Here is a 26,398-nt window from a genome sequence, read left to right on the forward strand (position 1 = left end):
CTAGGACCACACAAACCATCAATCGATCAGCCCGCAAAGGTGATTAATCGTCTACTGCATCGAGGAACTCGTCTACCACGGGCATCTCGCCCAATCGTGACGGAATGTTTAAACCGAAGTGCAGGTACGCGTGCCGGGTGACTACCCGCCCCCGCGGGGTACGCATGATATAGCCTTGCTGGATCAGATACGGCTCCAGCACGTCTTCAATGGTGTGGCGCTCTTCGCTGATGGCCGCTGCAAGGCTGTCCACGCCCACCGGACCACCGTCGAACTTCTCGATCATGGTCAAGAGCAGGCGTCGGTCCTGGTGATCGAAGCCACGCTCGTCGACATCCAGCAGGTTCAGGGCCAGGTCGGCGATTGGTTTGGTGATGTGGCCCTTGGCGCGGACTTCGGCGAAATCCCGTACCCGGCGCAACAGGCGGTTGGCAATCCGCGGGGTGCCACGGGCGCGGCGAGCGATTTCGAAGGCGCCCTCCGGGTCCAGCGGCAGGCCGAGAATGTTCGCCGAACGCATGACAATCGTCGCCAGGTCGGCCGTGCTGTAGAACTCCAGACGCTGGACAATCCCGAAACGGTCGCGCAACGGGTTGGTCAGCATGCCGGCCCGGGTGGTGGCACCCACCAGGGTGAACGGCGGCAGATCCAGCTTGATCGAACGCGCGGCCGGGCCTTCGCCGATCATGATGTCGAGCTGGAAATCTTCCATGGCCGGGTACAGCACTTCTTCGACGATCGGCGACAGCCGATGGATTTCGTCGATGAACAGTACGTCGTGAGGCTCAAGATTGGTCAGCAACGCAGCCAAATCACCCGGACGCTCAAGGACCGGGCCCGAGGTGCTTTTGATCGACACGCCCATTTCCTGGGCGATGATGTTGGCCAGGGTGGTTTTACCCAGTCCCGGCGGACCGAAGATCAGCGTGTGATCCAGGGATTCGTTGCGGCCACGGGCGGCCTGGATGAACAACTCCATTTGCTCGCGAACGGTCGGCTGGCCAATGTATTCGGCCAGGCTGAGGGGACGAATCGCCCGGTCCTGGACTTCCTCGCGGTCGCGAGGGCCAGGCGTGGCGGCAATCAGACGATCAGCTTCAATCACTTAAATCATTCCCTTCAGGGCACGACGAATCAGGTCTTCACTGCTCAAGCCTTTCTCCTTGATCGAGGTAATCGCCTTGCTGGCTTCCTGCGGCTTGTAGCCCAGGGAGACCAGCGCGCTGATCGCATCACTCTCGGCGGTGACCGCCGGGGCTGGCGCATCCGGCCCACCCGGCTGGTTTGGTACCAGGGCGAACATCGCCGGCACGGTTTCCCAGGCCTTGAAGCGATCCTTGAGTTCCACCAGCAAGCGTTCGGCAGTCTTCTTGCCCACGCCTGGCACCTTGGTCAGCGCCGAGGTGTCCTGGGACTGCACGCAACGCACCAGTTCATCGACTTCCAGGCTCGACATCAACGCCAGGGCCAGTTTCGGCCCTACACCATTAAGACGGATCAACTCACGAAAAAAGTCTCGCTCACGTTTGCCGTAGAAGCCATAGAGTAACTGCGCGTCTTCGCGTACGACTAAATGGGTGTGCAAGGTCAGCGGTTCACCGACCGACGGCAAGCGGTACAGCGTGGTCATGGGCACTTCCAGCTCATACCCCAGGCCGTTTACATCCAGAATCAGGTGCGGCGGCTGTTTCTCAGCCAGAGTGCCGCGCAAGCGTCCAATCACGTTTCGAATCCTTGAGCGTTGGCCAGGCAGTTGCTGGCGACTGACAGAGCAAGGGTTTTGCACCGACGACACAGGCGCAAAACCCTTATCCCGTAAAAATGATTGCTGATGCTATCAGAGACGCAGGCGCCCGCCACGACTGCGTGCCGTTCCCAGGCCATGAGGCAACAGGCTGGAACGGGTGTGCGCATGACAAATGGCGATGGCCAGAGCATCCGAGGCATCGATTTGCGGCTTGCTGGTCAGTTTCAGCATGTGCATGACCATCATTTGCACCTGCTCTTTATTCGCCGCGCCGGTACCGGTGACGGCCTGCTTGACTTGGGTCGCGGTGTATTCAGCAATTTCCAGGCTTTCTTCGGCGCCGGCAACGATGGCCGCGCCACGGGCCTGGCCCAGTTTCAGCGCCGAGTCAGCGTTGCGCGCCATGAAGACCTTTTCGATGCCCATGGTCACTGGACCGTAAGTCTGGATGACTTCCCGCACGCCGCGATAGACGATTTGCAGGCGCTCGTGCAACTCGCCGGAGCCGGTGCGAATACAGCCCGACGCCACGTACACGCAGCCACGCCCGGTATCGCGTACCACGCCATAACCGGTGATGCGCGAACCGGGGTCGATACCAAGAATTAAAGTCATAACGCCTGCAAGAAGAGATCGCGGTTGGCTGAGGATAACCGTGTAGGAGCTGCCGAAGGCTGCGATCTTTTGATTTTCGATCTTAAAGACAAAAGATCGCAGCCTTCGGCAGCTCCTACAGGTTTAGCGTAGGGCTTTGCGAAGGCAGCGATCTTTTATAAGTACATCAACCGAGCTGTTCGGCAACCGACTCCGGAATGTCCGCGTTGGAGTAGACGTTCTGCACGTCATCCAGGTCTTCGAGCATGTCGATCAGCTTGAGGACCTTCTCGGCGCCTTCCAGGTCCAGTTCGGCACTGGTAGTCGGCAGCATAACGATTTCCGCGTCATCGCCTTTGAAACCGGCTGCTTCGAGGGCGTTACGCACGGAATAGAACCCGGCAAACGAGGTGAACACGTCGATCGAGCCGTCTTCGTGGGTGACCACGTCATCGGCGTCGGCTTCCATGGCCGCTTCCATCAGCGCATCTTCATCGACGCCCGGCGCAAAGGAAATCTGCCCCTTGCGCTCGAACAGATAAGCCACCGAACCGTCAGTGCCCAGGTTGCCGCCGCATTTGCTGAAGGCATGGCGCACAGCGGCTGCGGTGCGGTTACGGTTGTCGGTCATGCACTCGACCATCACCGCCACGCCGCCCGGGCCGTAGCCTTCGTAGCTGAGTTCGACCATGTCGTCGGTATCGGCAGCGCCGGCACCGCGGGCCACCGCGCGATCAATGATGTCGCGGCTCATGTTTGCACCAAGGGCCTTGTCCAGCGCCAGACGAAGACGCGGGTTGGAGCCTGGATCACCGCCGCCCTGACGGGCCGCAACGGTCAGCTCACGTATCCACTTGGTGAAAATCTTGCCCTTCTTGGCATCCTGACGTTCTTTGCGGTGCTTGATGTTCGCCCACTTGGAATGACCCGCCATATCTCGCTCCGAATTCTCTTTGAAACATTGCCCGCTGCGCTTTTTCGCACCGGCCGGCAAGAAAAAAATCTCGACCTATAAAAAAGGCGCATCCCATAAGGATGCGCCTTCAGGGTCAGCCTTACTCAGCCTTTGGCGCTTCGCGCAGACGAATGTGCAATTCGCGCAATGCCTTGGCATCTACCGCACCCGGTGCCTGAGTCATGACGTCCGCCGCGCTCTGGGTTTTCGGGAACGCGATCACTTCACGGATCGACTGGGCGCCGGTCATCAGCATCACCAGACGGTCCAGACCGAAGGCCAAACCACCGTGCGGCGGCGCGCCGTATTTCAGGGCGTCGAGCAGGAAGCCGAATTTCTCTTCCTGTTCCGCTTCATTGATACCCAGCAGGCGGAACACGGTCTGCTGCATTTCCTTGCGGTGGATACGGATCGAACCGCCACCCAGCTCGGTGCCGTTCAGGACCATGTCGTAGGCACGGGACAGCGCGGTCGCCGGGTTGGCTTCCAGCTCTTCCGGGGTGCACTTCGGCGCAGTGAACGGGTGATGCAAGGCGGTGAAGCTGCCGTCGTCGTTCTCTTCGAACATCGGGAAGTCGACGACCCACATTGGCGCCCACTTGCAGGTCAGCAGGTTCAGGTCGTTGCCGACCTTGATCCGCAGCGCGCCCAGGGCTTCGCTGACGATCTTGGCTTTGTCGGCACCGAAGAACACGATGTCGCCGTCAACCGCGCCAACGCGATCGAGGATCACATTGAGGTTGGCTTCAGGAATGTTCTTGACGATTGGCGACTGCAGGCCTTCGACGCCTTTGGCGCGCTCGTTGACCTTGATGTACGCCAGGCCCTTGGCACCGTAGATGCCGACGAACTTGGTGTAGTCGTCGATCTGCTTGCGCGGCATGCTCGCAGCGCCTGGAACGCGCAGGGCGGCAATGCGGCATTTCGGGTCGTTGGCCGGGCCGCTGAACACCTTGAAATCGACTTCTTTAAGCTGGTCGGCAACGTCAACCAGTTCCAGCGGGTTACGCAGGTCCGGCTTGTCGGAACCGTAACGGCGCATGGCTTCTTCGAAGGTCATGTGCGGGAAGTCGCCGAATTCCAGATCCAGCACTTCCTTGAACAGGTTGCGGATCATTTGTTCGGTGATGCCCATGATCTCTTTTTCATCGAGGAAGCTGGTCTCGATGTCGATCTGGGTGAATTCCGGCTGGCGGTCAGCCCGCAGGTCTTCGTCACGGAAGCACTTGGCGATCTGGTAGTAGCGGTCGAAGCCGGCGACCATCAGCAGTTGCTTGAACAGCTGTGGCGATTGCGGCAAGGCAAAGAAGGAACCGGCGTGGGTACGGCTCGGCACCAGGTAGTCACGAGCGCCTTCCGGAGTGGCACGGGTCAGGATCGGCGTCTCGACGTCGAGGAAGCCGTTCTCGTCCAGGAAGCGACGGATGCTGGTGGTCATGCGCGAACGCAGACGCAGCTTCTCGAGCATTTCCGGGCGACGCAGGTCAAGGAAACGATAACGCAGGCGGGTTTCTTCGCCGACATCGGAGAACTCGTTGAGCGGAAACGGGGGGGTTTCCGACTCGTTCAGTACTTCGAGCTCGTAGCCCAGCACTTCAATCATGCCCGACGCCATGTTGGCGTTGGTGGCACCGGCCGGACGCAGGCGCACCTTGCCGGTGATCTTCACGACGTATTCGCTGCGCACGCGATCGGCGGCGGCGAAGCTCTCGGCGCGGTCCGGATCGAATACCACTTGGGCCAGACCATCACGATCACGGATATCGAGGAAAATCACCCCACCGTGGTCACGGCGACGGTGAACCCATCCGCAAAGGGTAATTTCCTGGCCTTCCAGGGCTTCGTTCAGTTGGCCGCAATAATGGCTGCGCATCATGGTAGTGGTTTCACTTCTCGTAATCGAAATTCGGTTGGAGGCCTTGCAGATGTTGCAAGAGCTCACGCGTGTCGTTCAACTCAGGTTCCAGACCCTAGTCAGCTTTGTCGCCGCCGGCCAGATTCTTCTTGGACCCGGTCTTGAAATCGGTTTCGTACCAGCCGGTGCCGCTGAGGCGGAAACCCGGCATGGACAGCATCTTCTTGAGCTCTGGCGCCTGGCACGCAGGGCAGTCGACCAGCGGTGCTGCGCTGATCTTTTGAATGGCTTCCAACTGATGACCACAGGAAGCACATTGATAGTCGTACATCGGCATGGGGGTTGTCTCGGCGATCAGATTGCTACCGCTTACGCTGGGTTTTGCGGCAAAGAGCGGGATTATATCCATTAAATGCAGCCTGTGCAGCCGTAAGACTGCACAGGCCGACATACCACCCGCTCCGGCGTGAACCACGGGGGGAACGTGCGTTACTTCAAGCTGTGTACGACACAGACAACTCGCACCAGCCCGGTGAAATTCTTCACCCCGCCGTGACGCAAATGCACCTCGCGATCCACGTGGGACAACAGTGCACTGACGGAGCAACCATTGAGCGTGGCCATTTCGCCCAGGATTTCCCAGTAGACCTGCTCAAGCCGCAGGCAAGTCGCAAAACCGTTCAAGCGCACCGATCGGGATAAAGGCCTGGCCAGCCCCATATCAAATTCACTGACGAACGGATCAACCTTTATAGCCGGTTGTGCACCGGGCCTCCACTCGCTTCGACTTTCTCCATAAACCATACCGCTGACACTCCTTTGCCATCCCTGGTTTCGATAAGAGCAACCTCCTGTGCCCTTATCAAAACGCAGGCGCAAAGTTATATCCAGATGACTTTATGACCATCAACGTAGGATAAGCCAACAACGAAGAGAGGATCACGGACACAGTCCTACGCCGGACAATTTCCCACAGTGCCCAGGTTATTTTCTTTAACTGAAAGGGTGTTTGCCTGAAAGAAAAAGCGGTGCGCGAACGACGCCCCCGGCGCCATCCGCGCACCCGCCTGATTACTGATCCAGCAACGAGCGCAGCATCCACGCGGTTTTTTCATGGACCTGCATGCGCTGGGTCAGCAAGTCCGCCGTTGGCTCGTCGCTGACTTTGTCCAGCAACGGGAAGATCCCGCGTGCCGTCCGGGTCACCGCTTCCTGGCCGTCGACCAGTTGCTTGATCATGTTCTCGGCACTGGGTACGCCCTCTTCTTCTTTAATAGAAGAAAGACGCGCGTACACCGAATAGGCACCGGGCGCCGGGAAGCCCAACGCACGAATTCGTTCGGCAATCGAATCGACCGCCAGGGCCAATTCGTTATATTGCTCCTCGAACATCAGGTGCAGGGTACGGAACATGGGCCCCGTGACGTTCCAGTGGAAGTTATGGGTTTTCAAATAAAGCACGTAAGTGTCCGACAACAGACGCGACAGCCCGTCGACGATGGACTTGCGATCCTCTTCACTGATACCGATATCGATTGCCATGCTTATCCCCTAAAGGTGATGAAATTCATCCGACAAGTGCAGGACCACTGTAGCAAGGCTGTCTACACCCTGCAGCCCCGGATGCCCCACCGACCTGCGACAAATCGACCACGGGGGCACCGCTGGCCTCCCTGATTTGAGTAGCCGAAGGCTTTGCTGTTAAATAGGCAGTGTGTCGCTACGCCCCTATTTTTCCGGGTGCAGCGCATAGGCTGGTAGCGGGTACGTGTCCACCGCCTCTTATTGTTCTGAAGCGAACCGTGCTCAATCAGCTCTTCCTTGTGATCCGTCTTAACGTGAGTCAATCAAAATGTTGAAAATCGTCCACCTGCTAATGGGCGCAGCAGCCTTGCTGCTGTCCTTCTTCCCTAGCTTGCAACCCGAAGCTGTTCCTTACCTGCAACAACCCGATGCGCTGTACCTGGCCTTTTTCGGCCTGCTCAACCTGACCCTCGCTCCGGTTATCCCGTACTGGAACAAAGGTCCTCGTCACCAACTGCAAAACCTCGTCAGCGCCCTGCTGATCCTGGCTGTTGTCCTGCAAACCCTGACACTGATCGCGAAGATGCCTTTCATCGCCGGCCAACCTTCCGTTCTGTTCAGCCTGTTGACTGCCGTGGTCGCGGTCCTTCTGCACCTGGCCATCAGCTTTTACAAATCTTCACCCGCCGCCTCCTCGCCAAGCTATGACATGAGCAACCGCGATACTGGCACCGTCAAGTGGTTCAACACCTCCAAAGGCTTCGGCTTTATCTCCCGGGATTCCGGCGATGATATTTTCGTGCACTTCCGGGCCATTCGTGGCGAAGGTCACCGCGTCCTGGTCGAAGGCCAGCGCGTGGAGTTCTCCGTGATGAATCGCGACAAAGGCCTGCAAGCCGAAGATGTGATTGCCGCACTGCCCCGTCGCTGATCCTCAGCGATAAAAAAACCGCGAGCAGCCTGGCTGTTCGCGGTTTTTTATTGCCCGGCGTTTAGCCGTCCACTCAATAGTGCGGCGGCGGCGCCTCTTCTTCGGAGGACTCGAACTGGCCGGCCATCTCTTCCTGACGCCGCAGCAGCGCGGCCATTTGCAGCTGCAGGCGCTCGACCGCCCGCTGCTGTGTCACCAGGATATCGTTCAATGACTGAATGGTGTCGTCCTGGAACGCCAGTTGGCTTTCCAGATCGTTGACGCGTTCTTCCAGGCCCATGGCTCAGCCCTCCAGAAACGTGAAGTGATCGGTCAAGACCAGGCGCAGCCGTTCGCGGATCACCGCGACCTGCTCGGCGCTGTAGGGTTTGGCCGGGTGTTTGCCCCAGACCGGGGCGGGCCAGGCGGCATCCTCGCGTTTGCGCACAATCACATGCATATGCAACTGACTGACCACGTTACCCAACGCAGCAACGTTCAACTTGTCGGCGTCGAACGAGTCCTTGAGCATTTCCGCCAGGGCGGTGGTTTCCTGCCATAGCTGCTGCTGATCGGCGACATCTAACTGAAACAACTCGCTGATATCTTCTCGGCGCGGCACCAGGATGAACCAGGGGTAGTTCGAATCGTTGGACAAGAGCAACCGGCACAGAGGGAAATCGCCGATGGGTAACGTGTCTTGTTGAAGTCGTGGATCTAAAGCGAACACTGCGCGCACTCCCGCCTGTTTCATCATTTTCAGCTTAGCGCCCTCCTCAGAGGCTGCGCGCCAAGCGACAGGACCGCAGCATACCTGCGAATGCCCCAGGCTTCACGACGAACCCGGCCCGCGCGATCAGTTCAGCCATGCGGGACGCGCGCCCCGAGATGAGACATTTTTCGCCGGAGCGCACCATTACAGAACCGATGTCGCTGCGAAAAACGCTGAAATGACCGACAAACACTCATCTGTTCGCGCCCAACCATTGGCCACACTGTATGAATACAGCACAGAGAATGAAATTTATTGCACCAAAACCGCACATCGCGACTACGCTGAGTCCGTCGGGGATCCGCCAATTACTCACTTACGGGGTGAACCGGTAACGTTTTTCGTGGTCGCGCAATTGTCATCAGCGCGCAACACAATGCCAAGGATGGCGTCAAGCCCAAACAAAACGCGCTTGAAACCCCCGGTTTTATGAGGTTTTTACAGCAGCGAATGTGCCTACAGAAAAAAACGGCAACGAAATTCTGGTTTGAGCACGCTTGTTGCATTCACACCCATATCGTCTACAAGTGCCCTGCTGGAAGTGGGAGCCTTGAGACAAATAAAAACAGCGGCAGGGTTGCCCGATGGAGATTCAAACGTTTCACCAGGGACTCTTTTTATCGACGCTAAAGCTTTGGAAAACAGCGCCTAAGTTGTTAATCCGCTTGCATCGAGGTTGTAAATTTGCGACATCTACACAGCAGTTTGCGACAGTGTCGTAAAGAAGCTGAAAGGTTAGATGCGTAAGTATCGCCAACATTGTCGGCGTGATATAAGTTTGCGCCGACACAAAAAGAAAGAGCCGCCCAGATAATAAAACAGGTGGGACGGCAGTACTCTTCTAAAAACCAAAGGAGCAAATCACGATGCGCGTGATGAAGTGGAGCATGATCGCACTGGCTGTTTCAGCAGGCACCTCGCAGTTCGCAATCGCGTCCTCCCAGGACGACGCCAAAGGTTTTGTTGAAGATAGTCATCTGACAGCAAAAACCCGTATTGAGTACATGAACCGCGACTTCCGTAATGGCGCGGGCAACATTCGACAAGCTGACGGATCCTTTAAAAGCGGTTATCGCCAGGACACCGGTATCAGCGAACTGCTGACCTACGAATCGGGCTTCACTCAAGGCACCATCGGGGTTGGCGTTGATGCCTTCCTCGGGGGCACCGCCAAGCTGGATGGCGGCGAAGGTCGCTCCGGGAACGGTCTTTTCGCTACCAACAGCGAAGGCCAAGACCCTGAAAACACCCAATCCAAAGGTGGCGCAGCTGTTAAATTCCGCCTCTCCGACACCACGCTGAAATACGGTCGTCAATTCGTTGCCAGCCCTGTATTCGCTACCGATGACAGCCGTCTGCTGCCAGAAGTCGCTGAAGGCACCTTGATCACCAGCAAGGAAATCAAAGGCCTGGAAGTCAGCGCTGGTCGTTTCACAGCCCTGAGCTCGCAAACCGGCATGGGCAAGGACAGCATCAACGGCAAGAACACCCCGGGCTTGACCAGTGCCAACATCGCTGGCGCAACCTATCAGTTCACTGACAACTTCGTTGCTGGTGTGGCTGCATCCGACGTCGATGACTACTTCAAGAAGCAGTACATCAACGCCAACTACACCTTCCCGATCAACGACGAACAGTCGCTGAACCTCGACTTCAACGGCTACAAGACCAAATCTCAGGGTCAAGAGCTGTACGGCGATCTCGACAACAAACTGTGGAGCCTCGCGGCGGCCTACAGCATTGGTGCGCACAAATTCACCATTGCTCACCAGCGTTCGACTGGCGACACCAACTACCTGTACGGCGTTGACGGTAACGGCACGATCTTCGTAGCCAACTCCATCCAGATCTCCGACTTTATCGGTATTGACGAACGTTCGTGGCAGGCTCGCTACGACTTGAACATGAAAACCTACGGCGTTCCTGGCCTGAGCTTCATGACTCGCTACGTATACGGCGACAACATCAAGACGTCCTCCGATACCGAAGGTAAGGAACACGAGTTCAACTTCGAAACCAAGTACGTTCTCCAGGAAGGTCCGGCCAAGGATCTGTCGTTCCGCCTGCGTAGCGCGATCTATCGTGCAAACGGTGCCTACAACACCGACTACACTGCGGACAACAACGACGTACGCTTGATCGTTGAGTACCCGCTGACCATCCTGTAATAAGGATGTAAACCGGTCGTACTGTAGAGCTCTGCTCTAACAAAAACCGCCCACCTGTCTCAGGTGGGCGGTTTTTTATGTCTGTTGCGCTGCAACTTCGCAAGCAAGCTAATTAACTCCAACTAATAACATTAGCAAGCTACCTTTTCTAAACGATAGCCATAAAAAAACCCAAGCGCCTTATCGACTCTTGGGTTCACGGTTTTAACTTGACCGAACAGCCAAGTTAAAAAAGCACCGTTACTGTGGCGTTGCTTCCTGAACCACCCGAATAACTCGTTGCGGGAACGGGATATCGATACCGGCAGTCTTCAAGCGATCACGCGACTGTTCATTGAACATGAACATCACATCCCAGTAATCGGCGGTCTTGACCCACACTCGCAAGGAGACAGTGATCGAACTATCACCCAAGGTCGAAATCACCGCCTGAGGAGCCGGCTCGGCCATGACGCGCTCATCCTTGGCCAGTTCAAGCAATACTTCACGGGCCTTTTGCAAGTCCGCTTCGTAATCCACACCCACATCAAACACGACTTTGCGGGTCGGCTGACGGTTAGTGTTGGTGATGATGCCGTTCGACAGGTTACCGTTCGGGACAATGATGGTTTTGTTGTCACCAGTGCGCAGCACGGTGTGGAAGATCTGGATGCTGTCGACCGTACCGGCCACACCTTGCGCTTCGATCCAGTCACCAATGCGGAACGGGCGGAACAACAGAATCAGCACGCCGCCGGCGAAGTTCGCCAGGCTGCCCTGCAACGCCAGGCCGATGGCCAGGCCGGCCGCACCGATGGCCGCAACGAACGAGGTGGTTTCAACACCGATCATTGAAGCGACGCTGACAATCAGCAGCACCTTGAGAATGATGTTGGCCAGGCTGCTGATAAAGCCTTGCAGCGCCAGGTCGGCGTTACGCAGGGCCAGCAAACCGCCGAGCTTGTTCGTGACCTTGTTGATCAGCCACCAGCCGATGGCCAGGGTGAGCACCGCCAGCAATACGCGGCTGCCGTACTCCATGATCATCGGAATCCAGGCTTGAGACGCCTTGACCAGATTGTCCACTTCAGTATTCAAATCCATCTACTTTCTCCTGATTTCCGGCCATCCGGCACGCGAAAAATAAGCGGCAGAAAAGACCACCTCCACAGGGATATGATCGATTCTGCCATTGCTGGGGCCTCGGACGCCGAAAACGCCAGGAGGTTCCCGCTTTGAAACGTCAGTCGCGGAAGTTGTTGAACTGCAGCGGCATGTCGAACGTCTTGGCGCGCAGGGCCGCAATGGCTTCCTGCAAATCGTCGCGCTTCTTGCCGGTGATGCGCACTTGCTCGCCTTGAATGGAGGCCTGGACCTTGAGCTTGGCGTCCTTGACGTGAGCGACGATTTTCTTCGCCAGCTCTTTGTCGATGCCTTCCTTGAGAACGGCTTCCTGCTTCATCAGCTTGCCCGACGCGTAAGCGTCCTTGACTTCAAGGCATTGCACGTCGATTTTGCGCTTGACCAGGGCCAGCTTGAGGATTTCGATCATCGCTTCGAGCTGGAAGTCGGCTTCAGCGGTCAGGTTGACGGTCAGGTCCTTTTCCTTGAACTCGAAGGTGCCCTTGCCTTTCAGGTCATAACGACGATCGAGTTCCTTGACGGCGTTCTCGACCGCGTTGGTGACTTCGTGTTTGTCCAGTTCGGATACCACGTCGAACGACGGCATGTAGTTTCTCCAATAAAAAGGCGCGCTCGATCACGATGGAGCGCGCTTGGCTTGCGGTTAAAATCGGGCTCATTATAACGGGTCTTTTCCAACCGATACTGCGAGCCTCACATGCCTGACTCAAACCGAGCAAAAAGCTGATGTCCACCACCTGGCATGTTTTGGGCGCCGGTAGCCTTGGCACGTTATGGGCTACCCGCCTGGCGCGGGCCGGCGTTCCGGTCCGGTTGATCGTGCGGGACGAAAAACGTTTGCAGGCCTATCAGGCGGCCGGCGGTCTGACACTGGTGGAGCACGGCAACGCAACAACCTATGCGGTGCCTGGTGAAACACCAGACAGCGGCGAGCAGATCAATCGACTGCTGGTGGCCTGCAAAGCCTACGACGCCGAGAACGCGGTGGCCCGGCTGGCGCCGCGCCTGGCCCCTGGCGCCGAACTGATCCTGTTGCAGAACGGCCTCGGCAGCCAGGATGCAGTCGCCGCGAAGGTGCCCCAGGCGCGCTGCATCAGCGCATCGAGCACCGAGGGTGCGTTTCGCGATGGCGACTGGCGCGTGGTGTTCGCAGGCCACGGCTACACTTGGCTGGGGGATGCCGGCCATCCGGTGGCACCGATCTGGCTGGACGACTTGAGCGCCGCGGGGATTCCCCACGAGTGGAGCACCGACATCCTGACTCGGCTGTGGCGAAAGCTCGCGCTTAACTGCGCGATCAATCCACTGACCGTGCTGCACGATTGTCGCAACGGCGGTTTGCAACAGCACCATTGCGAGGTCGCCACCCTCTGCGCCGAGCTGACCGAGTTACTGGAGCGCTGTGGCCAACCTGCTGCCGCCGAGGATCTTCAGCAGGAAGTGGAACGGGTGATCCACGCCACCGCCGCCAATTACTCTTCGATGTATCAGGATGTCGCCAATCAGCGCCGAACCGAAATCAGCTATCTATTGGGCCATGTCTGCAAAGTCGCGGCGCGGCACCAGTTACACCTGCCGCATCTGCATCAATTACAGCAGCGGCTGATCACTCATCTGCACAGCCTTGGATTGCCCAGCGACTGAGCAGCGGCTACGCTGGCCACTTGTTCCTTTTCAGCGATGACCCTGATGCCACTGCGCCAGCGCCTCGAAAACCTTCCAGTCGGCCAGAAACTGCTGGCCGCCCTGCTGGTGCTGTTGATCACCGTCCTGCTGGTCGCCAACCTGACCTTTATCAGCGCCGCGTACTATATTTCCCAGGAAAGCATGGCGCCCCAGGCCCTGCAGACCATCGGCCGACTGGTGTCCAACCCGAGCCTGGTGTCCGAAGCATTGAAGTCGCCCCAAAGCGCCGAACGCTTGCTCAACGAACTCAACAGCTATTCACCCTTGCGCGCAGCGGCGCTGTATGACGGTGACGGCGTGCGCCTGGCGCAGTTGCAACACGGCGAAAAGCTCAAGCTGCCGGAGCGCTACCGGCATATCGAAGCCTGGCAAGCGACCGAGTTTCGCAGCAATCAAATCATCACCCTGCCCCGCCCCGGCACCGAGCCGGGTCACCTGCTGCTGGTGGCGAGCAGCGAACTGCCAGTGGCGTTCTATACCGGCACCCTGACCGCGAGCCTGGGGATCCTGATCTTCAGCGTGCTGCTGTGGCTGGTAATCGCCCGGCAGATCAAACGCCTGATCACCCGACCGATCCATGAACTCGAAGAACTGTCCCGGCAAGTCACCCGGGAAGAGAACTATGCTTTGCGCGCCTCCCGGGGCAACCACGATGAAATCGGCAGCCTGGCCGAGGCGTTCAACACCATGCTCTCGCGCATTGAAGCCAGGGAGCAGCAGCTCAAACGCGCCCGGGACGATTCCCAGGCTGCTTACGACCAAGCCCAGGGTCTGGCGGAAGAAACCCGCCACACCAACCGCAAGCTGGAACTCGAAGTCCAGGTGCGGAGCAAGATCGAGAAGAAACTCACCGGCTTCCAGAACTACCTCAACAGCATCATCGACTCGATGCCGTCCGCGTTGATCGCCCTCGACGAACAACTCTACGTGACCCAGTGGAATCAGGAGGCCAGCGCCTTGTCCGGCACACGCCTGGATGAAGCGCTGAACCAGCCGATCTTCCTCGCGTTCGAACCGCTCAAGCCGTTCCTGCCGCAACTCAAGCAAACCGTCGAGCAGCACACCGTGGCCAAGATCGAGCGGGTGACCTGGATCAAGGACGATGAAGCCAAGCACTACGCCCTGACCTTCTATCCGTTGATGGGCGGTGCCGGGCGTGGCGTGGTGATCCGGATCGACGACATCACCCAGCGCCTGTCCCTCGAAGAAATGATGGTGCAGTCGGAAAAAATGCTCTCGGTCGGTGGCCTCGCCGCCGGTATGGCCCACGAAATCAACAACCCGCTGGGCGCGATCCTGCACAACGTGCAAAACATCCGCCGGCGGCTGTCCCCGGATTTGCCGAAGAACCTCGAACAGGCCGAGCACGTCGGCATTGAGCTGGAAACGGTCAATCAATACCTGCAAGCGCGGGAAGTCCCACAGTTGCTCGATGGCATCCAGCAGGCCGGCGCACGGGCGGCGAAGATCGTCACGCACATGCTCAGTTTCAGCCGACGCAGCACCCGGCAAATGGCCCCGTGCGACCTGCCGGCGCTGATCGATCAAGCGGTGGAAATCGCCGGTAACGACTTCGACCTGGCCATCGGCTTCGACTTCAAGGGCCAGGCGATCATTCGCCAGTTCGACCCGGCACTTGGTCCGGTGCCCGGCACCGCCAACGAACTGGAGCAGGTGCTGCTCAACCTGCTGAAAAACGCCGCCCAGGCGATTCACCAACGGGAAGACGATCGCGAGCCCGGGCGGATTATCCTGCGCACCAAGCTCAACCCGCCGTGGGCGGAAATCCAGGTCGAGGACAACGGCATCGGCATGAGCGAAAACGTGCGCAAACGCACCTTCGAACCGTTCTTCACCACCAAGGAAATCGGCCAGGGCACCGGCCTTGGGCTGTCGGTGTCGTATTTCATCATCACCAACAACCACAAGGGTCAGATGGAAGTGCAGTCGACCCTCGGCCAAGGCACGTGTTTCACCTTGCGCCTGCCGTTGGCGGGCACCCCGCTCGTCTCCCAAGAACTCAATCAGCTACCGAGGTAACCATGGGCTTTCGCTTGTCGAAGATTTACACCCGCACCGGCGACAAAGGCGAAACAGGCCTGGGCGATGGCCGCCGAGTGCCCAAGGATCATCCGCGGATCGAGGCCATTGGCGAAGTCGATACGCTGAACAGCCAGGTCGGCGTATTGCTCGCCGGGTTGGCGGCAGAAAGTGCCGCGTATCCGGGTTTAAATGAAGTGATCGAGGTGTTGGCGACCTGTCAGCATCGGCTGTTCGACCTCGGCGGTGAACTGGCGATGCCGGTGTATCAGGCGCTGAATGCGGCGGAAATCGAACGTCTGGAAGCCGCCATCGATGTCTGGAATGAAGAGTTGGGACCGCTGGAGAATTTCATTCTGCCGGGCGGTTCGGCGTTGATTGCCCAGGCTCACGTCTGCCGCAGCCTGGCCCGCAGTGCGGAGCGCCGGTGTCAGCATTTGAATGCCGTTGAGCCGCTGGCCGGGGTGGGCTTGGCGTATATCAATCGGTTGTCGGATTTGTTGTTTGTGGTGGCGCGGGTGATTGCCAAGCGTCAGGGGATCGCAGAGATTTTGTGGCAGGCGGCGGCGAAGCCTCAGGTTTAGTGATCGTTCCCACGCTCCGCGTGGGAATGCATCCCCGGACGCTCCGCGTCCGCATTGGGACGCGGAGCGTCCCTTGCTGCATTCCCACGCAGAGCGTGGGAACGATCGGGTTAGGCCTCAGGCCAAAACGCCCGAATCCCCGACACACCCTGCGCCCCTGCTTCCCAAGCCTTCTGCCGATCCGCCGGGCCAACCCCACCCAACAAGAACACCGGTTTGCTGAAGCCTTCGATCAGGGCTTTCGCCTGTTCCCAACCCAACGGCTGGCCATCCGGGTGCGTCTGGGTCAGTTGCACCGGCGACAGGGTGACAAAGTCCACACCCATCTGTTCGGCCAACGCCAGTTCTTCAGCGTTATGGCAGGACGCCGCCAACCAGCGCGATGCCGGCAGTGGCCGCCCCTTCTCCGCGTACTTGCGCAACTGCGCGGCGGTGATGTGCCAACCGGCGGACGGGAAGTCACCCAGCCACTCGAACGGCCCCTTGATCATCAACTGCGCCTTGCCGGCACACAGCCCCGCCGCATCCACCGCCAGGTCGCGGTATTTGGGGTCGTAGCCGTTGGGTGCCCGCAACACAATCAACTTGATGCCACCGGCAATGGCTTTCTGGATACCACGCAGCAAGGCCGGGGTTTCCAGGTCTTCGGGAGTAATCAAATATTCCGCCGGCAGCCGTGCCGCCGCAACGATCGGCTGGTTAGCCGCCGGGAACTCGTAGTTCAGCAGGTCACGGGGCGCGACCCATTCCAACGGCTGGCCTTCAGCACCGTGGGGCTCGCCGGTAAATACCGCGACCTCCCAGACATCCAGCAACACCTGCTTGTCCGGGTAATCGTGGCGAACCTTGATCAGCGGGCGCGCGGCACCGACGACAATGCCCAACTCTTCCTGAAGTTCACGGGCCAGGGCCGTTTCGACCGACTCGTCAGCCTCGACCTTGCCACCCGGAAACTCCCACAGGCCGCCCTGATGCTGGGTATCGGCACGACGGGCAATCAGGATCCTGCCAGCGTTGTCACGGATAACCGCGGCGGCGACGTGTACTCGTTTCACTGTGCTACCTCCTCCAGACCAGCCTTCTGCCACGCCTTGAAGGCTGGCCACTGGTAAATGGTTTCGACGTAGGCCTCAGCCTCCGCCGGCAGTTTCACCCGGTAAGTGCGCAGACGCACGGCAATCGGGGCGAAGAACGCGTCGGCCAGGGTCGCACCGCCGAACAGGAATGGACCGGTTTCGCTGGCGACCGCGCGGCATTCCGCCCACAACGCCAGCATGCGCTCGATTTCGGCCTGAACCTCAGGCGGGGTCGAGGACAGCGCTTCGTTGCGACTCAGGTCGAACGACATGTTGCCGCGCAGGGCGAAAAAGCCACTGTGCATCTGCGCGCAGGCCGAACGAGCCTGCGCGCGGGCGGCGGTGTCTTTGGGCCAGAGGCCGGCATCGGGGAACTGCTCGGCCAGGTATTCGGCAATCGCCAACGAATCGGCGATGACGCCGTGTTCGGTTTTCAGCAGCGGGACTTTGCCGGTCGGCGAATGCTTGAGCAGGCGTTCACGAGTGTCCGGCTGGCCGAGCTTGATCAGTTCTTCGGTGTAAGGAGCACCGGTCAGGTCGAGGGCCAGGGCACCGCGCAGGGACCAGGAGGAAAGCAGTTTATCGCCGATGATCAGGTGGAGGCTCATGATTTGGCGCCTTTTGATGAAGGTAGCAGCCAGAATTTCTAGCGTCTGGTAGTCCGTCATCGCGGGCAAGCCTTGCTCCTACAGATCAAATTATCCGTAGGAGCAAGGCTTGCCCGTGATGCGGGCGACTCGGTCTTACGTGCGGTATTCGGCGTTGATCTTCACGTATTCGTGGGACAGGTCGGTGGTCCAGATGGTTTCGCTGCAATCGCCGCGACCCAGTTCGATACGGATGGTGATTTCTTCCTGCTGCATCACTGCCGAGCCTTGGGCCTCGGTATAGGTCTCAGCACGAGCGCCACGGCTGGCGATGCACACGTCACCGAGGAACACGTCGATCTTGCTCACGTCCAGGTTCGGCACGCCGGCACGGCCAACGGCTGCGAGGATGCGGCCCCAGTTCGGGTCGGAGGCGAACAGCGCGGTCTTGATCAGCGGCGAGTGAGCCACGGTGTAACCGACGTCCAGGCATTCCTGGTGATTGCCGCCACCATTGACTTCAACGGTGACGAACTTGGTCGCACCTTCGCCGTCGCGGACGATGGCCTGGGCCACGTCCATGCACACTTCAAACACGGCCTGCTTCAATTTGGCGAACAGCTCACCGCTGGCGGAGGTGATTTCCGGCAGTGCAGCCTGACCGGTGGCGATCAGCATGCAGCAGTCGTTGGTCGAGGTGTCGCCGTCGATGGTGATGCGGTTGAACGACTTGTTGGCGCCGTCCAGCAGCAGGTTTTGCAGCACGTCGCGGGAGACTTTGGCGTCGGTGGCGATGTAGCCGAGCATGGTCGCCATGTTCGGCCGAATCATGCCCGCGCCTTTGCTGATACCGGTAACGGTGATGGTCACGCCATCATGCTGGAACTGGCGGCTCGCGCCTTTAGGCAAGGTGTCGGTGGTCATGATGCCAGTGGCCGCGGCTTCCCAATTGTTCACCGACAAGTCGTCGAGGGCGGCTTGCAAGGCGCCTTCGATTTTTTCGACCGGCAGCGGCTCGCCGATCACACCGGTGGAGTACGGCAGCACCAGGCTGGCATCGACGCCGGTCAGCTCAGCCAGCTTCGCGCAGGTGCGCTCGGCAGCGGCCAAGCCCGGTTCGCCGGTGCCGGCGTTGGCATTGCCGGTGTTGGTCAGCAGGTAACGCACCGGGCCTTGCACACGTTGCTTGGCCAGGATCACCGGCGCGGCGCAAAAGGCGTTGAGGGTGAACACGCCAGCAACCGTGGACCCTTCGGCACAGCGCATTACTACCACATCCTTGCGCCCTGGACGCTTGATGCCGGCCGAGGCGATACCGAGTTCAAAACCGGCAACCGGGTGCAACGTTGGCAAAGGACCAAGACCAACAGCCATGAATGCGCTCCTTAATAAATGATGTCAGCACCGGCGTCGCAGCGACGGTGGTTTAAATGGCAAAACGCCGCGACGGCTGATGCCGGTCGCGGCGCGGGTATTTCAGCGATTGGAACGGGTTTTACTGGATCTGCCCGTGACAATGCTTGAATTTCTTGCCCGAACCGCAGTAGCACAGTTCGTTACGGCCCAGCTTCTGTTCGTTGCGTACTGGCGCGGTGGCGAGGGCAACATCGACCTCTTCACCGAGCAGTTCCGGTTGCTCAAGACCCGGCGCTTCGTCGTGCTGGAATTGCATGCGCGCCGCCAGTGCCTCGGCTTCCTGACGCAGGCGTTGCTCTTCTGCTTCCGGATCTTCACGGCGGACTTGAACGTGGGACAGCACACGGATCGAGTCGCGTTTGATCGAATCCAGCAGCTCGGAGAACAGCGTGTACGACTCGCGCTTGTACTCTTGCTTCGGGTTCTTCTGCGCATAACCACGCAAGTGGATGCCGTGACGCAGGTGATCCATGGTCGACAGGTGGTCTTTCCACAGGTCGTCGAGTACACGCAGAACGATTTGCTTCTCGAAACTGCGCAGCGCTTCGGCGCTTGCCGCTTCTTCTTTCTCGTTGTACGCCGCCAGCAGCTCGGTCATGAGCTTCTCGCGCAGGGTTTCTTCGTACAGGTGATCGTCTTCGTCGAGCCATTGCTGGATCGGCAGCGCCACGCCGAAATCGCTCTGCAATGCGGCTTCCAGACCGGCAACGTCCCACTGCTCAGGCAGCGATTGCGGTGGAATGTGCGCGCTGACAGTCGCGTTGAGCACGTCCTGGCGGAAGTCGGCGATGGTTTCGCCAATGTTGTCGGCGGCCAACAAACTGTTACGCATGTGATAGATCACTTTACGTTGTTCGTTGTTGACGTCATCGAACTCGAGCAATTGCTTACGAATATCGAAGTTGCGGCCTTCAACCTTGCGCTGAGCCTTTTCGATGGCGTTGGTCACCATGCGGTGCTCGATCGCCTCACCGGACTGCATGCCCAGGGCCTTCATGAAGTTCTTCACCCGGTCAGAGGCGAAGATACGCATCAGGCTGTCTTCCAGCGACAGGTAGAAGCGGCTGGAACCGGCGTCACCCTGACGACCGGCACGACCACGCAGCTGGTTGTCGATACGGCGCGATTCGTGACGCTCGGAAGCGATAACCTGCAGGCCGCCGGACTCCAGCACTTGCTGGTGACGTTTCTGCCAGTCGGCCTTGATCTGAGCGATTTGCTCAGGGGTCGGGTCTTCCAGCGAAGCGACTTCCACTTCCCAGTTACCGCCCAACAGGATGTCGGTACCACGACCGGCCATGTTGGTGGCGATGGTCAGTGCGCCTGGGCGACCGGCCTGGGCGATGATCTCGGCTTCTTTTTCGTGGAACTTGGCGTTCAGAACCTTGTGTTCGATGCCCTCTTTCACCAGCAGGCTGGACATGTGCTCGGACGTTTCAATGGTCGCAGTACCCACCAGCACCGGACGGCCTTGGGTCATGCATTCCTTGATGTCGGCAACGATGGCCGCGTATTTCTCGTCCGCGGTGAGGAACACCAGGTCGTTGTAGTCTTTACGCGCCAGCGGTTTGTTCGGCGGGATCACCATCACCGACAGACCGTAGATCTGGTGGAATTCGAACGCTTCGGTGTCTGCGGTACCGGTCATGCCGGACAACTTGTTGTACAGACGGAAGTAGTTCTGGAACGTGGTCGAGGCCAGGGTCTGGCTTTCGGCCTGGATGTTCAGGTTTTCCTTGGCTTCGATAGCCTGGTGCAGGCCTTCGGACAAACGACGGCCCGGCATGGTACGACCGGTGTGTTCGTCGACCAGGACAACCTGACCGTCCTGCACGATGTATTCGATGTTGCGATGGAACAGCTTGTGCGCACGCAGACCGGCATACACGTGGGTCAGCAGGCCCAGGTTATGCGACGAGTACAGGCTCTCGCCTTCCGCCAGCAGGCCAACGCGGGTCAGCATGTCTTCGATGAACTGGTGACCGGCTTCGTTGAGTTCGACCTGACGGGTCTTCTCGTCGACGGTGTAGTGACCAGCCTTGGTGACTTCGCCTTCGACTTCTTCGACGTGCAGTTCCAGCTGCGGGATCAGTTTATTGATCTCGACATACATTTTGGAGCTGTCTTCGGCCTGACCGGAAATGATCAGCGGCGTACGGGCTTCGTCGATGAGGATGGAGTCGACTTCGTCGATCACGGCAAAATTGAGTTCGCGCTGGAATTTTTCTTCCATGCTGAACGCCATGTTGTCGCGCAGGTAGTCAAAACCGAATTCGTTGTTGGTGCCGTAAGTGATATCGGCAGCGTAAGCCAGACGTTTCTCTTCCGGCGGCTGGAAAGGCGTCACCACGCCGACCGTCATGCCGAGGAATTCGTAGAGCGGACGCATCCAGTTGGCGTCGCGACGGGCCAGGTAGTCGTTCACCGTCACAACGTGCACGCCCTTGCCGGACAGCGCGTTCAGGTAAACACCCAGTGTTGCCACCAGGGTCTTGCCTTCACCGGTACGCATTTCCGCGATCATGCCTTCATGCAAGGTCATGCCGCCGATCAGCTGGACGTCGAAGTGACGCATACCCATGACGCGCTTACCGGCTTCGCGGGCGACCGCAAAGGCTTCTGGCAACAGCTTGTCGAGGGTTTCCCCTTTGGCGATGCGGGCCTTGAACTCATCAGTCTTGGCACGCAATTGATCGTCCGAAAGGGCCACCATTTGCTCTTCGAAGGCATTGACGAGTTGCACCGTCTTGAGCATGCGTTTGACTTCACGCTCGTTCTTGCTTCCAAAAAGTTTCTTTAACAAAGGCGCAAACATATCGGCAGGATCTTCCACACTAAAGGGATGGAGGGCGGCCCCGTGAGTCGCCCGTGCAGCCCTCATGGCCGCATGCGAACGAGCATTCTACCCGGAAACGATGGTGAGGAAAGTGGCGTTATTCCACGATGCATGCACTGCGCTGTTACGGGGCTCACTTAAAATAAGGGCTTTTTACTGAACTTCAAGCCATACACGGTAGAAGTTACTTGTTGATTTAATGGGTAAAGCGCTCGCAAAGCAATGGGTCAGGCTCATCGAGTGCTTTCTGCTACCATGGCCGCTCTGTTACTTCAGGTGTCTGATCATGGCATTTCGCCCTCTCACGGCCAGAGCACCCGCCGTTCTGCTTCGCGAAGCCAAACCGCTGAAAGCCATCTTCGGCCAGGCTCAACGCCTGGGTCATTTACAACGTCTGGTGGAAAGCCAACTGCAGCCTGCCGCGCGCGAGCATTGCCATGTGGCCTCGTGGCGCGAAGGCAGTTTATTGCTGATTGTCACCGACGGTCACTGGGCCACCCGCCTGCGTTACCAGCAGAAGCGCCTGCAACGGCAGTTGCAGTTGTTCGACGAGTTCGCCAGCCTGACCCGGATTCTGTTCAAGGTACAGCCACCGACCGTCCAGCAGGGCGCGGTGGGGCATACCATCAGTTTGTCCAGCGATGCCGGTGCGACTATTCAGGCGACGGCTGACGGGATCAGCGATCCGAATTTGCGGGCGGCGCTGGAGCGGCTAGCGGCGCACGCCAAACCCAAAGATTAAAAGCAAGTTCAAAAGATCGCAGCCTTCGGCAGCTCCTACAGGGCGTACGCCATCAAATGTAGGAGCTGCGATCTTTTGCTTTTTAACGGCGTTTGCTGCCACCGAGTAAAGAGCCCATCAACCCGCGCACCAACTGCCGACCCAATTGATTAGCCGCCTGTCGCATCGCCGATTTCAACGCCTGCCCCGCCGCCGTGCCGAGGAATTCCCCAGCCTTGTCGGTGAAACTCGGCTCTTCCACCGCCGGTTTACCCGGTGCTGCTTCAGCCTCAGGCGCCAGACCTTTACGTCCCATCAACACTTCATACGCCGATTCGCGATCAATCGGCTTGTCATAACGCCCCTTGAACGGCGACCCGGCGATCAGCATCGTGCGTTCCGTTTCGGTCAACGGCCCGATCCGCGACTGCGGCGGTGCGACCAATACCCGCTGGACCATCTCCGGCGTGCCCTTGTCCTGCAAGGTGCCGACCAACGCCTCGCCGATCCCCAGTTCGGTCAACACCGACAAGGCATCAAACGCCGGGTTCGGCCGAAAGCCCTCCGCCAAGGCGCGCAAGGATTTCTGCTCCTTGGCGGTAAACGCGCGCAAGCCGTGCTGAACCCGCAAACCGAGTTGGGCCAGCACGTCGTCCGGCAAGTCCCCCGGTGACTGGGTGACGAAATACACGCCGACGCCTTTGGAACGAATCAAGCGCACCACTTGCTCCAAACGCTCCTGCAACGCCTTGGGGGTGTCGGCGAACAACAAGTGCGCTTCGTCGAAAAACAGTGCCAGCAACGGTTTATCGGCATCGCCGCGCTCCGGCAATTGCTCGAACAGTTCCGCCAACAACCACAACAGGAAGGTCGCGTAGACCTTCGGCGCTTCGTGCACCAGACGGCTGGCATCGAGCAAGTGAATGCGCCCACGGCCATCGGCGGCCGGTTGCAGGATGTCTTCGAGTTGCAGCGCCGGCTCGCCGAACAGCGCTTCGGCGCCCTGCTGTTCCAGGGTCGCCAAGCGCCGCATCAGCGCCTGGCTCGATCCGGTGGTCATCAATGCCGCGTCTTCACCAAGCAATTGCGGGTTGTCGCGCAAGTGATTGAGCAGCGCTTTCAAATCCTTGAGGTCCAGCAGCAACAGGCCTTCGCGGTCGGCGACCTTGAACGCGGCATACAGCGCCGACTGTTGGCTGTCGGTCAATTCCAGCAGCGCGCCGATCAACAACGGACCCATTTCGCTCAGGGTGGTGCGTAACGGATGACCGGACTCACCGTGAATGTCCCACAGCGTCACCGGATACGCCTGGGGCTTGTAGTTCAGCCACGGCATCCCGGCGATCCGCTCGGCAACCTTGCCTTGCGGGTTGCCGGCGGCACCGAGGCCACACAGATCGCCCTTGATGTCCGCGGCGAACACCGCCACGCCGGCATCGCTGAACGCTTCGGCCAGGCGTTGCAAAGTGACGGTCTTGCCGGTACCGGTCGCGCCCGCGACCAGACCGTGACGGTTCGCCAGGCGCATGGCCTGGGCGATCGGCTGCCCCGCGAGGTCGGCGCCGATAACGAGTTGCGATGAGTCAGGCATTTTGTCACCCATGGTTAATCTTTGATCCTTCACGGCCGATAAAAAGAGGCGAGAGACCAGACTGAAAAGCGCGTCGGTAATTCCCTAAGGAGAGACGGAATATCAGCTTACTTTCATCACCGCCCATTTTGCGCGCCTTTATAAAAGCACGCCCTGGACATTAAGACCTTAGCGGACACCCCAAGCCATGAACAAAAATCTGCGTTTCAGCCATAAGATACTGCTTGCCGCCGCCCTCATCGTTATTGCTGCCTTTGCCTCGTTCACGCTGTACAACGACTATTTGCAGCGCAATGCGATTCGTGAAGACCTGGACAATTACCTCAACGAGATGGGAGAGGTCACCGCCAGCAACATTCAAACCTGGCTGGCCGGTCGTATCCTGTTGATCGACAACCTCGCGCAAAACATCGCCATCAACCCTGAACAGTCCACTGTCGCCAGCCTGCTTGAGCAGAAAGCCCTGACGTCGACGTTCATGGCGTCCTACCTCGGTGACGCCACCGGCCACTTCAGCATCCGCCCGGATGTGAAAATGCCTGACGGCTTCGACCCGCGGGTTCGCCCTTGGTACAAAGGCGCCGAAAGCAGCAGCACGGCGACCCTGACCGAACCGTACATCGACGCGGCGACCGGCCAGACCATCATTTCGATCGCCACCGCCTCAAAAAAGGCCGGACAAAGCGTGGGCGTTGTGGGCGGCGACCTGAGCCTGCAAACCTTGATCGACACCCTCAGCGCCCGAGACTTCGACGGCATGGGTTATGCCTTCCTGGTCAGCGCCGACGGCAAGATCCTGGTGCACCCGGACAAAGCCCTGGTGATGAAATCCCTCAGCGAGGCTTACCCGAAAAACACCCCACGCATCAGCAGCGACTTCAGTGAAGTGGAAGTCGATGGCAAATCCCGCATCGTCACCTTTACCCCAATCAAAGGACTGCCGTCGGTCAATTGGTACATCGGCCTGTCGGTGGACAAGGACAAAGCCTTCGCCATGCTCAGCGAATTCCGTGCCTCGGCGGTGGTAGCGACGGTGATTGCCGTGGCGATCATCATCGCCCTGCTCGGCATGCTGATCCGCATCCTGATCCAGCCGTTGCACGTAATGACCCGGGCCATGGAAGACATCGCCGACGGTGAAGGCGACCTGACCAAACGCCTGACCATCCAGAACAATGACGAATTCGGCATCCTCGGCACCGCGTTCAACCGCTTCGTGGAACGGATTCACGCCTCGATCCGCGAAGTGTCCTCGGCTACCGGCCAGGTCAACGAAGTTGCCTTGCGGGTGGTCGCGGCCTCGAACTCGTCGATGTTCAACTCCGACCAGCAAGCCTCGCGCACCAACAGCGTGGCCGCCGCGATCAACCAGCTCGGTGCCGCCGCCCAGGAAATCGCCCGCAACGCCGCGCAAGCGTCGAACCAGGCCAGCGATGCGCGCAGCCTGGCCGAAGACGGCCAGCAAGTGGTGGATCGCAGCATCAAGGCGATGAATCAACTGTCGAGCATGCTCAGCGCTTCGAGCAGCAACATCGAGTCGCTGAACAGCAAGACCGTGAACATCGGACAGATTCTGGAAGTGATCACCAGCATTTCCCAGCAAACCAACCTGCTGGCGCTCAACGCAGCGATTGAAGCGGCGCGTGCCGGTGAAGCCGGTCGCGGGTTTGCGGTGGTGGCCGACGAGGTGCGCAACCTGGCGCACCGCACCCAGGAGTCGGCGCAGCAGGTGCAGACCATGATCGAGGAGCTACAAGTCGGCGCCCGGGAATCCGTCAGCACCATGAGCGAAAGCCAGCGCCACAGCCAGGACAGCGTGGAAATCGCCAACCTGGCCGGCGAACGCCTGAACAGCGTGACCTTGCGCATCGGCGAGATCGACGGGATGAACCAGTCGGTGGCCACGGCAACCGAGGAACAGACCGCGGTGGTGGAGTCGATCAACGTCGACATTACCGAGATCAATACGCTGAACCAGGAAGGCGTGGAGAACCTGCAATCGACATTGCGCGCGTGTTCGGACCTTGAGCAGCAGGCGGCGCGGTTGAAGCAGTTGGTGGGTAGTTTCCGTATCTAGCGTTTTCGAGGCCGCCATCGCGAGCAAGGCTCGCCCGCGATGGCGGCCCATGAAACACCTCATCCATCGCTGAGCCCCCCGCAAAACCCCAACCGAACATCTATCCTTCATAAAGGTCAACCTAGGGAGAGCCAAGA

At 59.1% G+C, this 26,398-nt stretch carries 24 protein-coding genes and 1 pseudogene; 8 read left to right on the top strand and 17 right to left on the bottom strand.

Going from position 1 to position 26,398, the window contains the following annotated elements:
• Positions 1-43 precede the first annotated feature (43 nt).
• The 8 genes from ruvB to ACA071_RS24470 all read right to left on the bottom strand — a co-directional run bounded on the left by ruvB (position 44) and on the right by ACA071_RS24470 (position 6,693).
• Entirely contained in the window at positions 44-1,105 is a 1,062-nt protein-coding gene (ruvB, locus tag ACA071_RS24435) for a Holliday junction branch migration DNA helicase RuvB (protein ID WP_133838095.1), read from the bottom strand.
• Entirely contained in the window at positions 1,106-1,723 is a 618-nt protein-coding gene (gene ruvA, locus ACA071_RS24440) for a Holliday junction branch migration protein RuvA (RefSeq protein ID WP_092278805.1), read from the bottom strand. It abuts the gene before it with no gap.
• Between the two features lie 114 nt (positions 1,724-1,837).
• Positions 1,838-2,362, bottom strand: coding sequence for a crossover junction endodeoxyribonuclease RuvC (gene ruvC, locus ACA071_RS24445; protein ID WP_008147379.1), 525 nt, complete (start codon positions 2,360-2,362; stop codon positions 1,838-1,840).
• 166 nt (positions 2,363-2,528) lie between these two features.
• Positions 2,529-3,275, bottom strand: coding sequence for a YebC/PmpR family DNA-binding transcriptional regulator (locus ACA071_RS24450; protein WP_497641476.1), 747 nt, complete (start codon positions 3,273-3,275; stop codon positions 2,529-2,531).
• A gap of 121 nt (positions 3,276-3,396) precedes the next feature.
• Positions 3,397-5,172 carry an aspartate--tRNA ligase gene (gene aspS / locus ACA071_RS24455; RefSeq protein ID WP_497641477.1) on the bottom strand — a complete coding sequence of 592 codons (1,776 nt, stop codon included), beginning with the start codon at positions 5,170-5,172 and terminating at the stop codon, positions 3,397-3,399.
• Positions 5,173-5,266: 94 nt separating this feature from the next.
• A complete protein-coding gene (locus tag ACA071_RS24460; protein WP_010457489.1) occupies positions 5,267-5,488 on the bottom strand; it encodes an FmdB family zinc ribbon protein in 222 nt (73 codons plus the stop codon).
• A 152-nt stretch (positions 5,489-5,640) separates the two neighbouring features.
• Complete coding sequence (locus ACA071_RS24465) at positions 5,641-5,955, bottom strand: ribbon-helix-helix domain-containing protein (RefSeq protein ID WP_169373407.1); 315 nt, start codon at positions 5,953-5,955, stop codon at positions 5,641-5,643.
• 267 nt (positions 5,956-6,222) lie between these two features.
• Positions 6,223-6,693, bottom strand: coding sequence for a Dps family protein (locus ACA071_RS24470; protein WP_475267603.1), 471 nt, complete (start codon positions 6,691-6,693; stop codon positions 6,223-6,225).
• A 310-nt stretch (positions 6,694-7,003) separates the two neighbouring features.
• On the opposite strand from ACA071_RS24470, the gene ACA071_RS24475 reads away from it, so the two are divergent.
• Positions 7,004-7,606: a cold-shock protein gene (locus ACA071_RS24475; protein WP_497641478.1), complete on the top strand. Its 603-nt coding sequence runs from the start codon at positions 7,004-7,006 to the stop codon at positions 7,604-7,606.
• Between the two features lie 73 nt (positions 7,607-7,679).
• Here the strand turns inward: ACA071_RS24475 and ACA071_RS24480 are convergent, their stop codons facing one another.
• Positions 7,680-7,886: a SlyX family protein gene (locus ACA071_RS24480; RefSeq protein WP_169373405.1), complete on the bottom strand. Its 207-nt coding sequence runs from the start codon at positions 7,884-7,886 to the stop codon at positions 7,680-7,682.
• A 3-nt stretch (positions 7,887-7,889) separates the two neighbouring features.
• A complete protein-coding gene (locus tag ACA071_RS24485) occupies positions 7,890-8,315 on the bottom strand; it encodes an HIT domain-containing protein (RefSeq protein WP_054045765.1) in 426 nt (141 codons plus the stop codon).
• A gap of 908 nt (positions 8,316-9,223) precedes the next feature.
• Between ACA071_RS24485 and ACA071_RS24490 the strand changes: the two genes are divergently transcribed.
• Positions 9,224-10,525 carry an OprD family porin gene (locus ACA071_RS24490; protein WP_497641479.1) on the top strand — a complete coding sequence of 434 codons (1,302 nt, stop codon included), beginning with the start codon at positions 9,224-9,226 and terminating at the stop codon, positions 10,523-10,525.
• A gap of 240 nt (positions 10,526-10,765) precedes the next feature.
• Here the strand turns inward: ACA071_RS24490 and ACA071_RS24495 are convergent, their stop codons facing one another.
• A complete protein-coding gene (locus tag ACA071_RS24495; protein WP_497641480.1) occupies positions 10,766-11,608 on the bottom strand; it encodes a mechanosensitive ion channel family protein in 843 nt (280 codons plus the stop codon).
• 139 nt (positions 11,609-11,747) lie between these two features.
• Positions 11,748-12,233 (bottom strand): YajQ family cyclic di-GMP-binding protein, encoded by a 486-nt coding sequence (locus tag ACA071_RS24500; protein ID WP_028621905.1) that lies wholly within the window; start codon positions 12,231-12,233, stop codon positions 11,748-11,750.
• 140 nt (positions 12,234-12,373) lie between these two features.
• Between ACA071_RS24500 and ACA071_RS24505 the strand changes: the two genes are divergently transcribed.
• Genes ACA071_RS24505 through ACA071_RS24515 form a run of 3 tightly spaced genes read left to right on the top strand, consistent with a single transcriptional unit; the run spans position 12,374 to position 15,957 of the window.
• Positions 12,374-13,291 carry a putative 2-dehydropantoate 2-reductase gene (locus tag ACA071_RS24505; RefSeq protein WP_497641481.1) on the top strand — a complete coding sequence of 306 codons (918 nt, stop codon included), beginning with the start codon at positions 12,374-12,376 and terminating at the stop codon, positions 13,289-13,291.
• 45 nt (positions 13,292-13,336) lie between these two features.
• Entirely contained in the window at positions 13,337-15,373 is a 2,037-nt protein-coding gene (locus ACA071_RS24510; RefSeq protein WP_497641482.1) for a sensor histidine kinase, read from the top strand.
• A 2-nt stretch (positions 15,374-15,375) separates the two neighbouring features.
• Positions 15,376-15,957, top strand: coding sequence for a cob(I)yrinic acid a,c-diamide adenosyltransferase (locus ACA071_RS24515; RefSeq protein ID WP_497641483.1), 582 nt, complete (start codon positions 15,376-15,378; stop codon positions 15,955-15,957).
• Between the two features lie 110 nt (positions 15,958-16,067).
• On the opposite strand, the gene ACA071_RS24520 is transcribed toward ACA071_RS24515, so the two are convergent.
• From ACA071_RS24520 to secA, 4 genes are all read right to left on the bottom strand, one after another.
• Positions 16,068-17,012: a Nudix family hydrolase gene (locus ACA071_RS24520; RefSeq protein WP_497641484.1), complete on the bottom strand. Its 945-nt coding sequence runs from the start codon at positions 17,010-17,012 to the stop codon at positions 16,068-16,070.
• Positions 17,009-17,641, bottom strand: coding sequence for a glutathione S-transferase family protein (locus ACA071_RS24525; protein ID WP_497641485.1), 633 nt, complete (start codon positions 17,639-17,641; stop codon positions 17,009-17,011). The genes ACA071_RS24520 and ACA071_RS24525 overlap by 4 nt, the downstream gene beginning before the upstream one ends.
• A gap of 135 nt (positions 17,642-17,776) precedes the next feature.
• A complete protein-coding gene (argJ, locus tag ACA071_RS24530) occupies positions 17,777-18,994 on the bottom strand; it encodes a bifunctional glutamate N-acetyltransferase/amino-acid acetyltransferase ArgJ (RefSeq protein ID WP_497641486.1) in 1,218 nt (405 codons plus the stop codon).
• A gap of 121 nt (positions 18,995-19,115) precedes the next feature.
• Positions 19,116-21,851 (bottom strand): preprotein translocase subunit SecA, encoded by a 2,736-nt coding sequence (secA, locus tag ACA071_RS24535; RefSeq protein ID WP_497641487.1) that lies wholly within the window; start codon positions 21,849-21,851, stop codon positions 19,116-19,118.
• A gap of 307 nt (positions 21,852-22,158) precedes the next feature.
• Between secA and ACA071_RS24540 the strand changes: the two genes are divergently transcribed.
• Complete coding sequence (locus ACA071_RS24540) at positions 22,159-22,614, top strand: DUF721 domain-containing protein (RefSeq protein ID WP_497641488.1); 456 nt, start codon at positions 22,159-22,161, stop codon at positions 22,612-22,614.
• Positions 22,615-22,696: 82 nt separating this feature from the next.
• Here the strand turns inward: ACA071_RS24540 and ACA071_RS24545 are convergent, their stop codons facing one another.
• Positions 22,697-24,184 (bottom strand): helicase HerA-like domain-containing protein, encoded by a 1,488-nt coding sequence (locus tag ACA071_RS24545; RefSeq protein ID WP_497641489.1) that lies wholly within the window; start codon positions 24,182-24,184, stop codon positions 22,697-22,699.
• 187 nt (positions 24,185-24,371) lie between these two features.
• Here ACA071_RS24545 and ACA071_RS24550 point away from each other — a divergent pair.
• Positions 24,372-25,406: pseudogene (locus ACA071_RS24550) on the top strand (HAMP domain-containing protein); the annotation flags it as partial.
• A 90-nt stretch (positions 25,407-25,496) separates the two neighbouring features.
• Complete coding sequence (locus tag ACA071_RS24555) at positions 25,497-26,261, top strand: methyl-accepting chemotaxis protein (protein WP_371927523.1); 765 nt, start codon at positions 25,497-25,499, stop codon at positions 26,259-26,261.
• The last annotated feature ends 137 nt before the right edge of the window (positions 26,262-26,398 follow it).

The sequence above is a fragment of the Pseudomonas sp. LBUM1646 genome (assembly GCF_059716165.1).

Excerpts from the sequence above, each read along its gene's own strand:
- ruvC (WP_008147379.1), bottom strand. The coding sequence starts at position 2,362 with ATGACTTTAATTCTTGGTATCGACCCCGGTTCGCGCATCACCGGTTAT.
- ACA071_RS24450 (WP_497641476.1), bottom strand. The coding sequence starts at position 3,275 with ATGGCGGGTCATTCCAAGTGGGCGAACATCAAGCACCGCAAAGAACGT.
- aspS (WP_497641477.1), bottom strand. The coding sequence starts at position 5,172 with ATGATGCGCAGCCATTATTGCGGCCAACTGAACGAAGCCCTGGAAGGC.
- ACA071_RS24460 (WP_010457489.1), bottom strand. The coding sequence starts at position 5,488 with ATGCCGATGTACGACTATCAATGTGCTTCCTGTGGTCATCAGTTGGAA.
- ACA071_RS24465 (WP_169373407.1), bottom strand. The coding sequence starts at position 5,955 with ATGGTTTATGGAGAAAGTCGAAGCGAGTGGAGGCCCGGTGCACAACCG.
- ACA071_RS24470 (WP_475267603.1), bottom strand. The coding sequence starts at position 6,693 with ATGGCAATCGATATCGGTATCAGTGAAGAGGATCGCAAGTCCATCGTC.
- ACA071_RS24475 (WP_497641478.1), top strand. The coding sequence starts at position 7,004 with ATGTTGAAAATCGTCCACCTGCTAATGGGCGCAGCAGCCTTGCTGCTG.
- ACA071_RS24480 (WP_169373405.1), bottom strand. The coding sequence starts at position 7,886 with ATGGGCCTGGAAGAACGCGTCAACGATCTGGAAAGCCAACTGGCGTTC.
- ACA071_RS24490 (WP_497641479.1), top strand. The coding sequence starts at position 9,224 with ATGCGCGTGATGAAGTGGAGCATGATCGCACTGGCTGTTTCAGCAGGC.
- ACA071_RS24495 (WP_497641480.1), bottom strand. The coding sequence starts at position 11,608 with ATGGATTTGAATACTGAAGTGGACAATCTGGTCAAGGCGTCTCAAGCC.
- ACA071_RS24500 (WP_028621905.1), bottom strand. The coding sequence starts at position 12,233 with ATGCCGTCGTTCGACGTGGTATCCGAACTGGACAAACACGAAGTCACC.
- ACA071_RS24505 (WP_497641481.1), top strand. The coding sequence starts at position 12,374 with ATGTCCACCACCTGGCATGTTTTGGGCGCCGGTAGCCTTGGCACGTTA.
- ACA071_RS24510 (WP_497641482.1), top strand. The coding sequence starts at position 13,337 with ATGCCACTGCGCCAGCGCCTCGAAAACCTTCCAGTCGGCCAGAAACTG.
- ACA071_RS24515 (WP_497641483.1), top strand. The coding sequence starts at position 15,376 with ATGGGCTTTCGCTTGTCGAAGATTTACACCCGCACCGGCGACAAAGGC.
- ACA071_RS24525 (WP_497641485.1), bottom strand. The coding sequence starts at position 17,641 with ATGAGCCTCCACCTGATCATCGGCGATAAACTGCTTTCCTCCTGGTCC.
- argJ (WP_497641486.1), bottom strand. The coding sequence starts at position 18,994 with ATGGCTGTTGGTCTTGGTCCTTTGCCAACGTTGCACCCGGTTGCCGGT.
- secA (WP_497641487.1), bottom strand. The coding sequence starts at position 21,851 with ATGTTTGCGCCTTTGTTAAAGAAACTTTTTGGAAGCAAGAACGAGCGT.
- ACA071_RS24540 (WP_497641488.1), top strand. The coding sequence starts at position 22,159 with ATGGCATTTCGCCCTCTCACGGCCAGAGCACCCGCCGTTCTGCTTCGC.
- ACA071_RS24545 (WP_497641489.1), bottom strand. The coding sequence starts at position 24,184 with ATGCCTGACTCATCGCAACTCGTTATCGGCGCCGACCTCGCGGGGCAG.
- ACA071_RS24555 (WP_371927523.1), top strand. The coding sequence starts at position 25,497 with ATGTTCAACTCCGACCAGCAAGCCTCGCGCACCAACAGCGTGGCCGCC.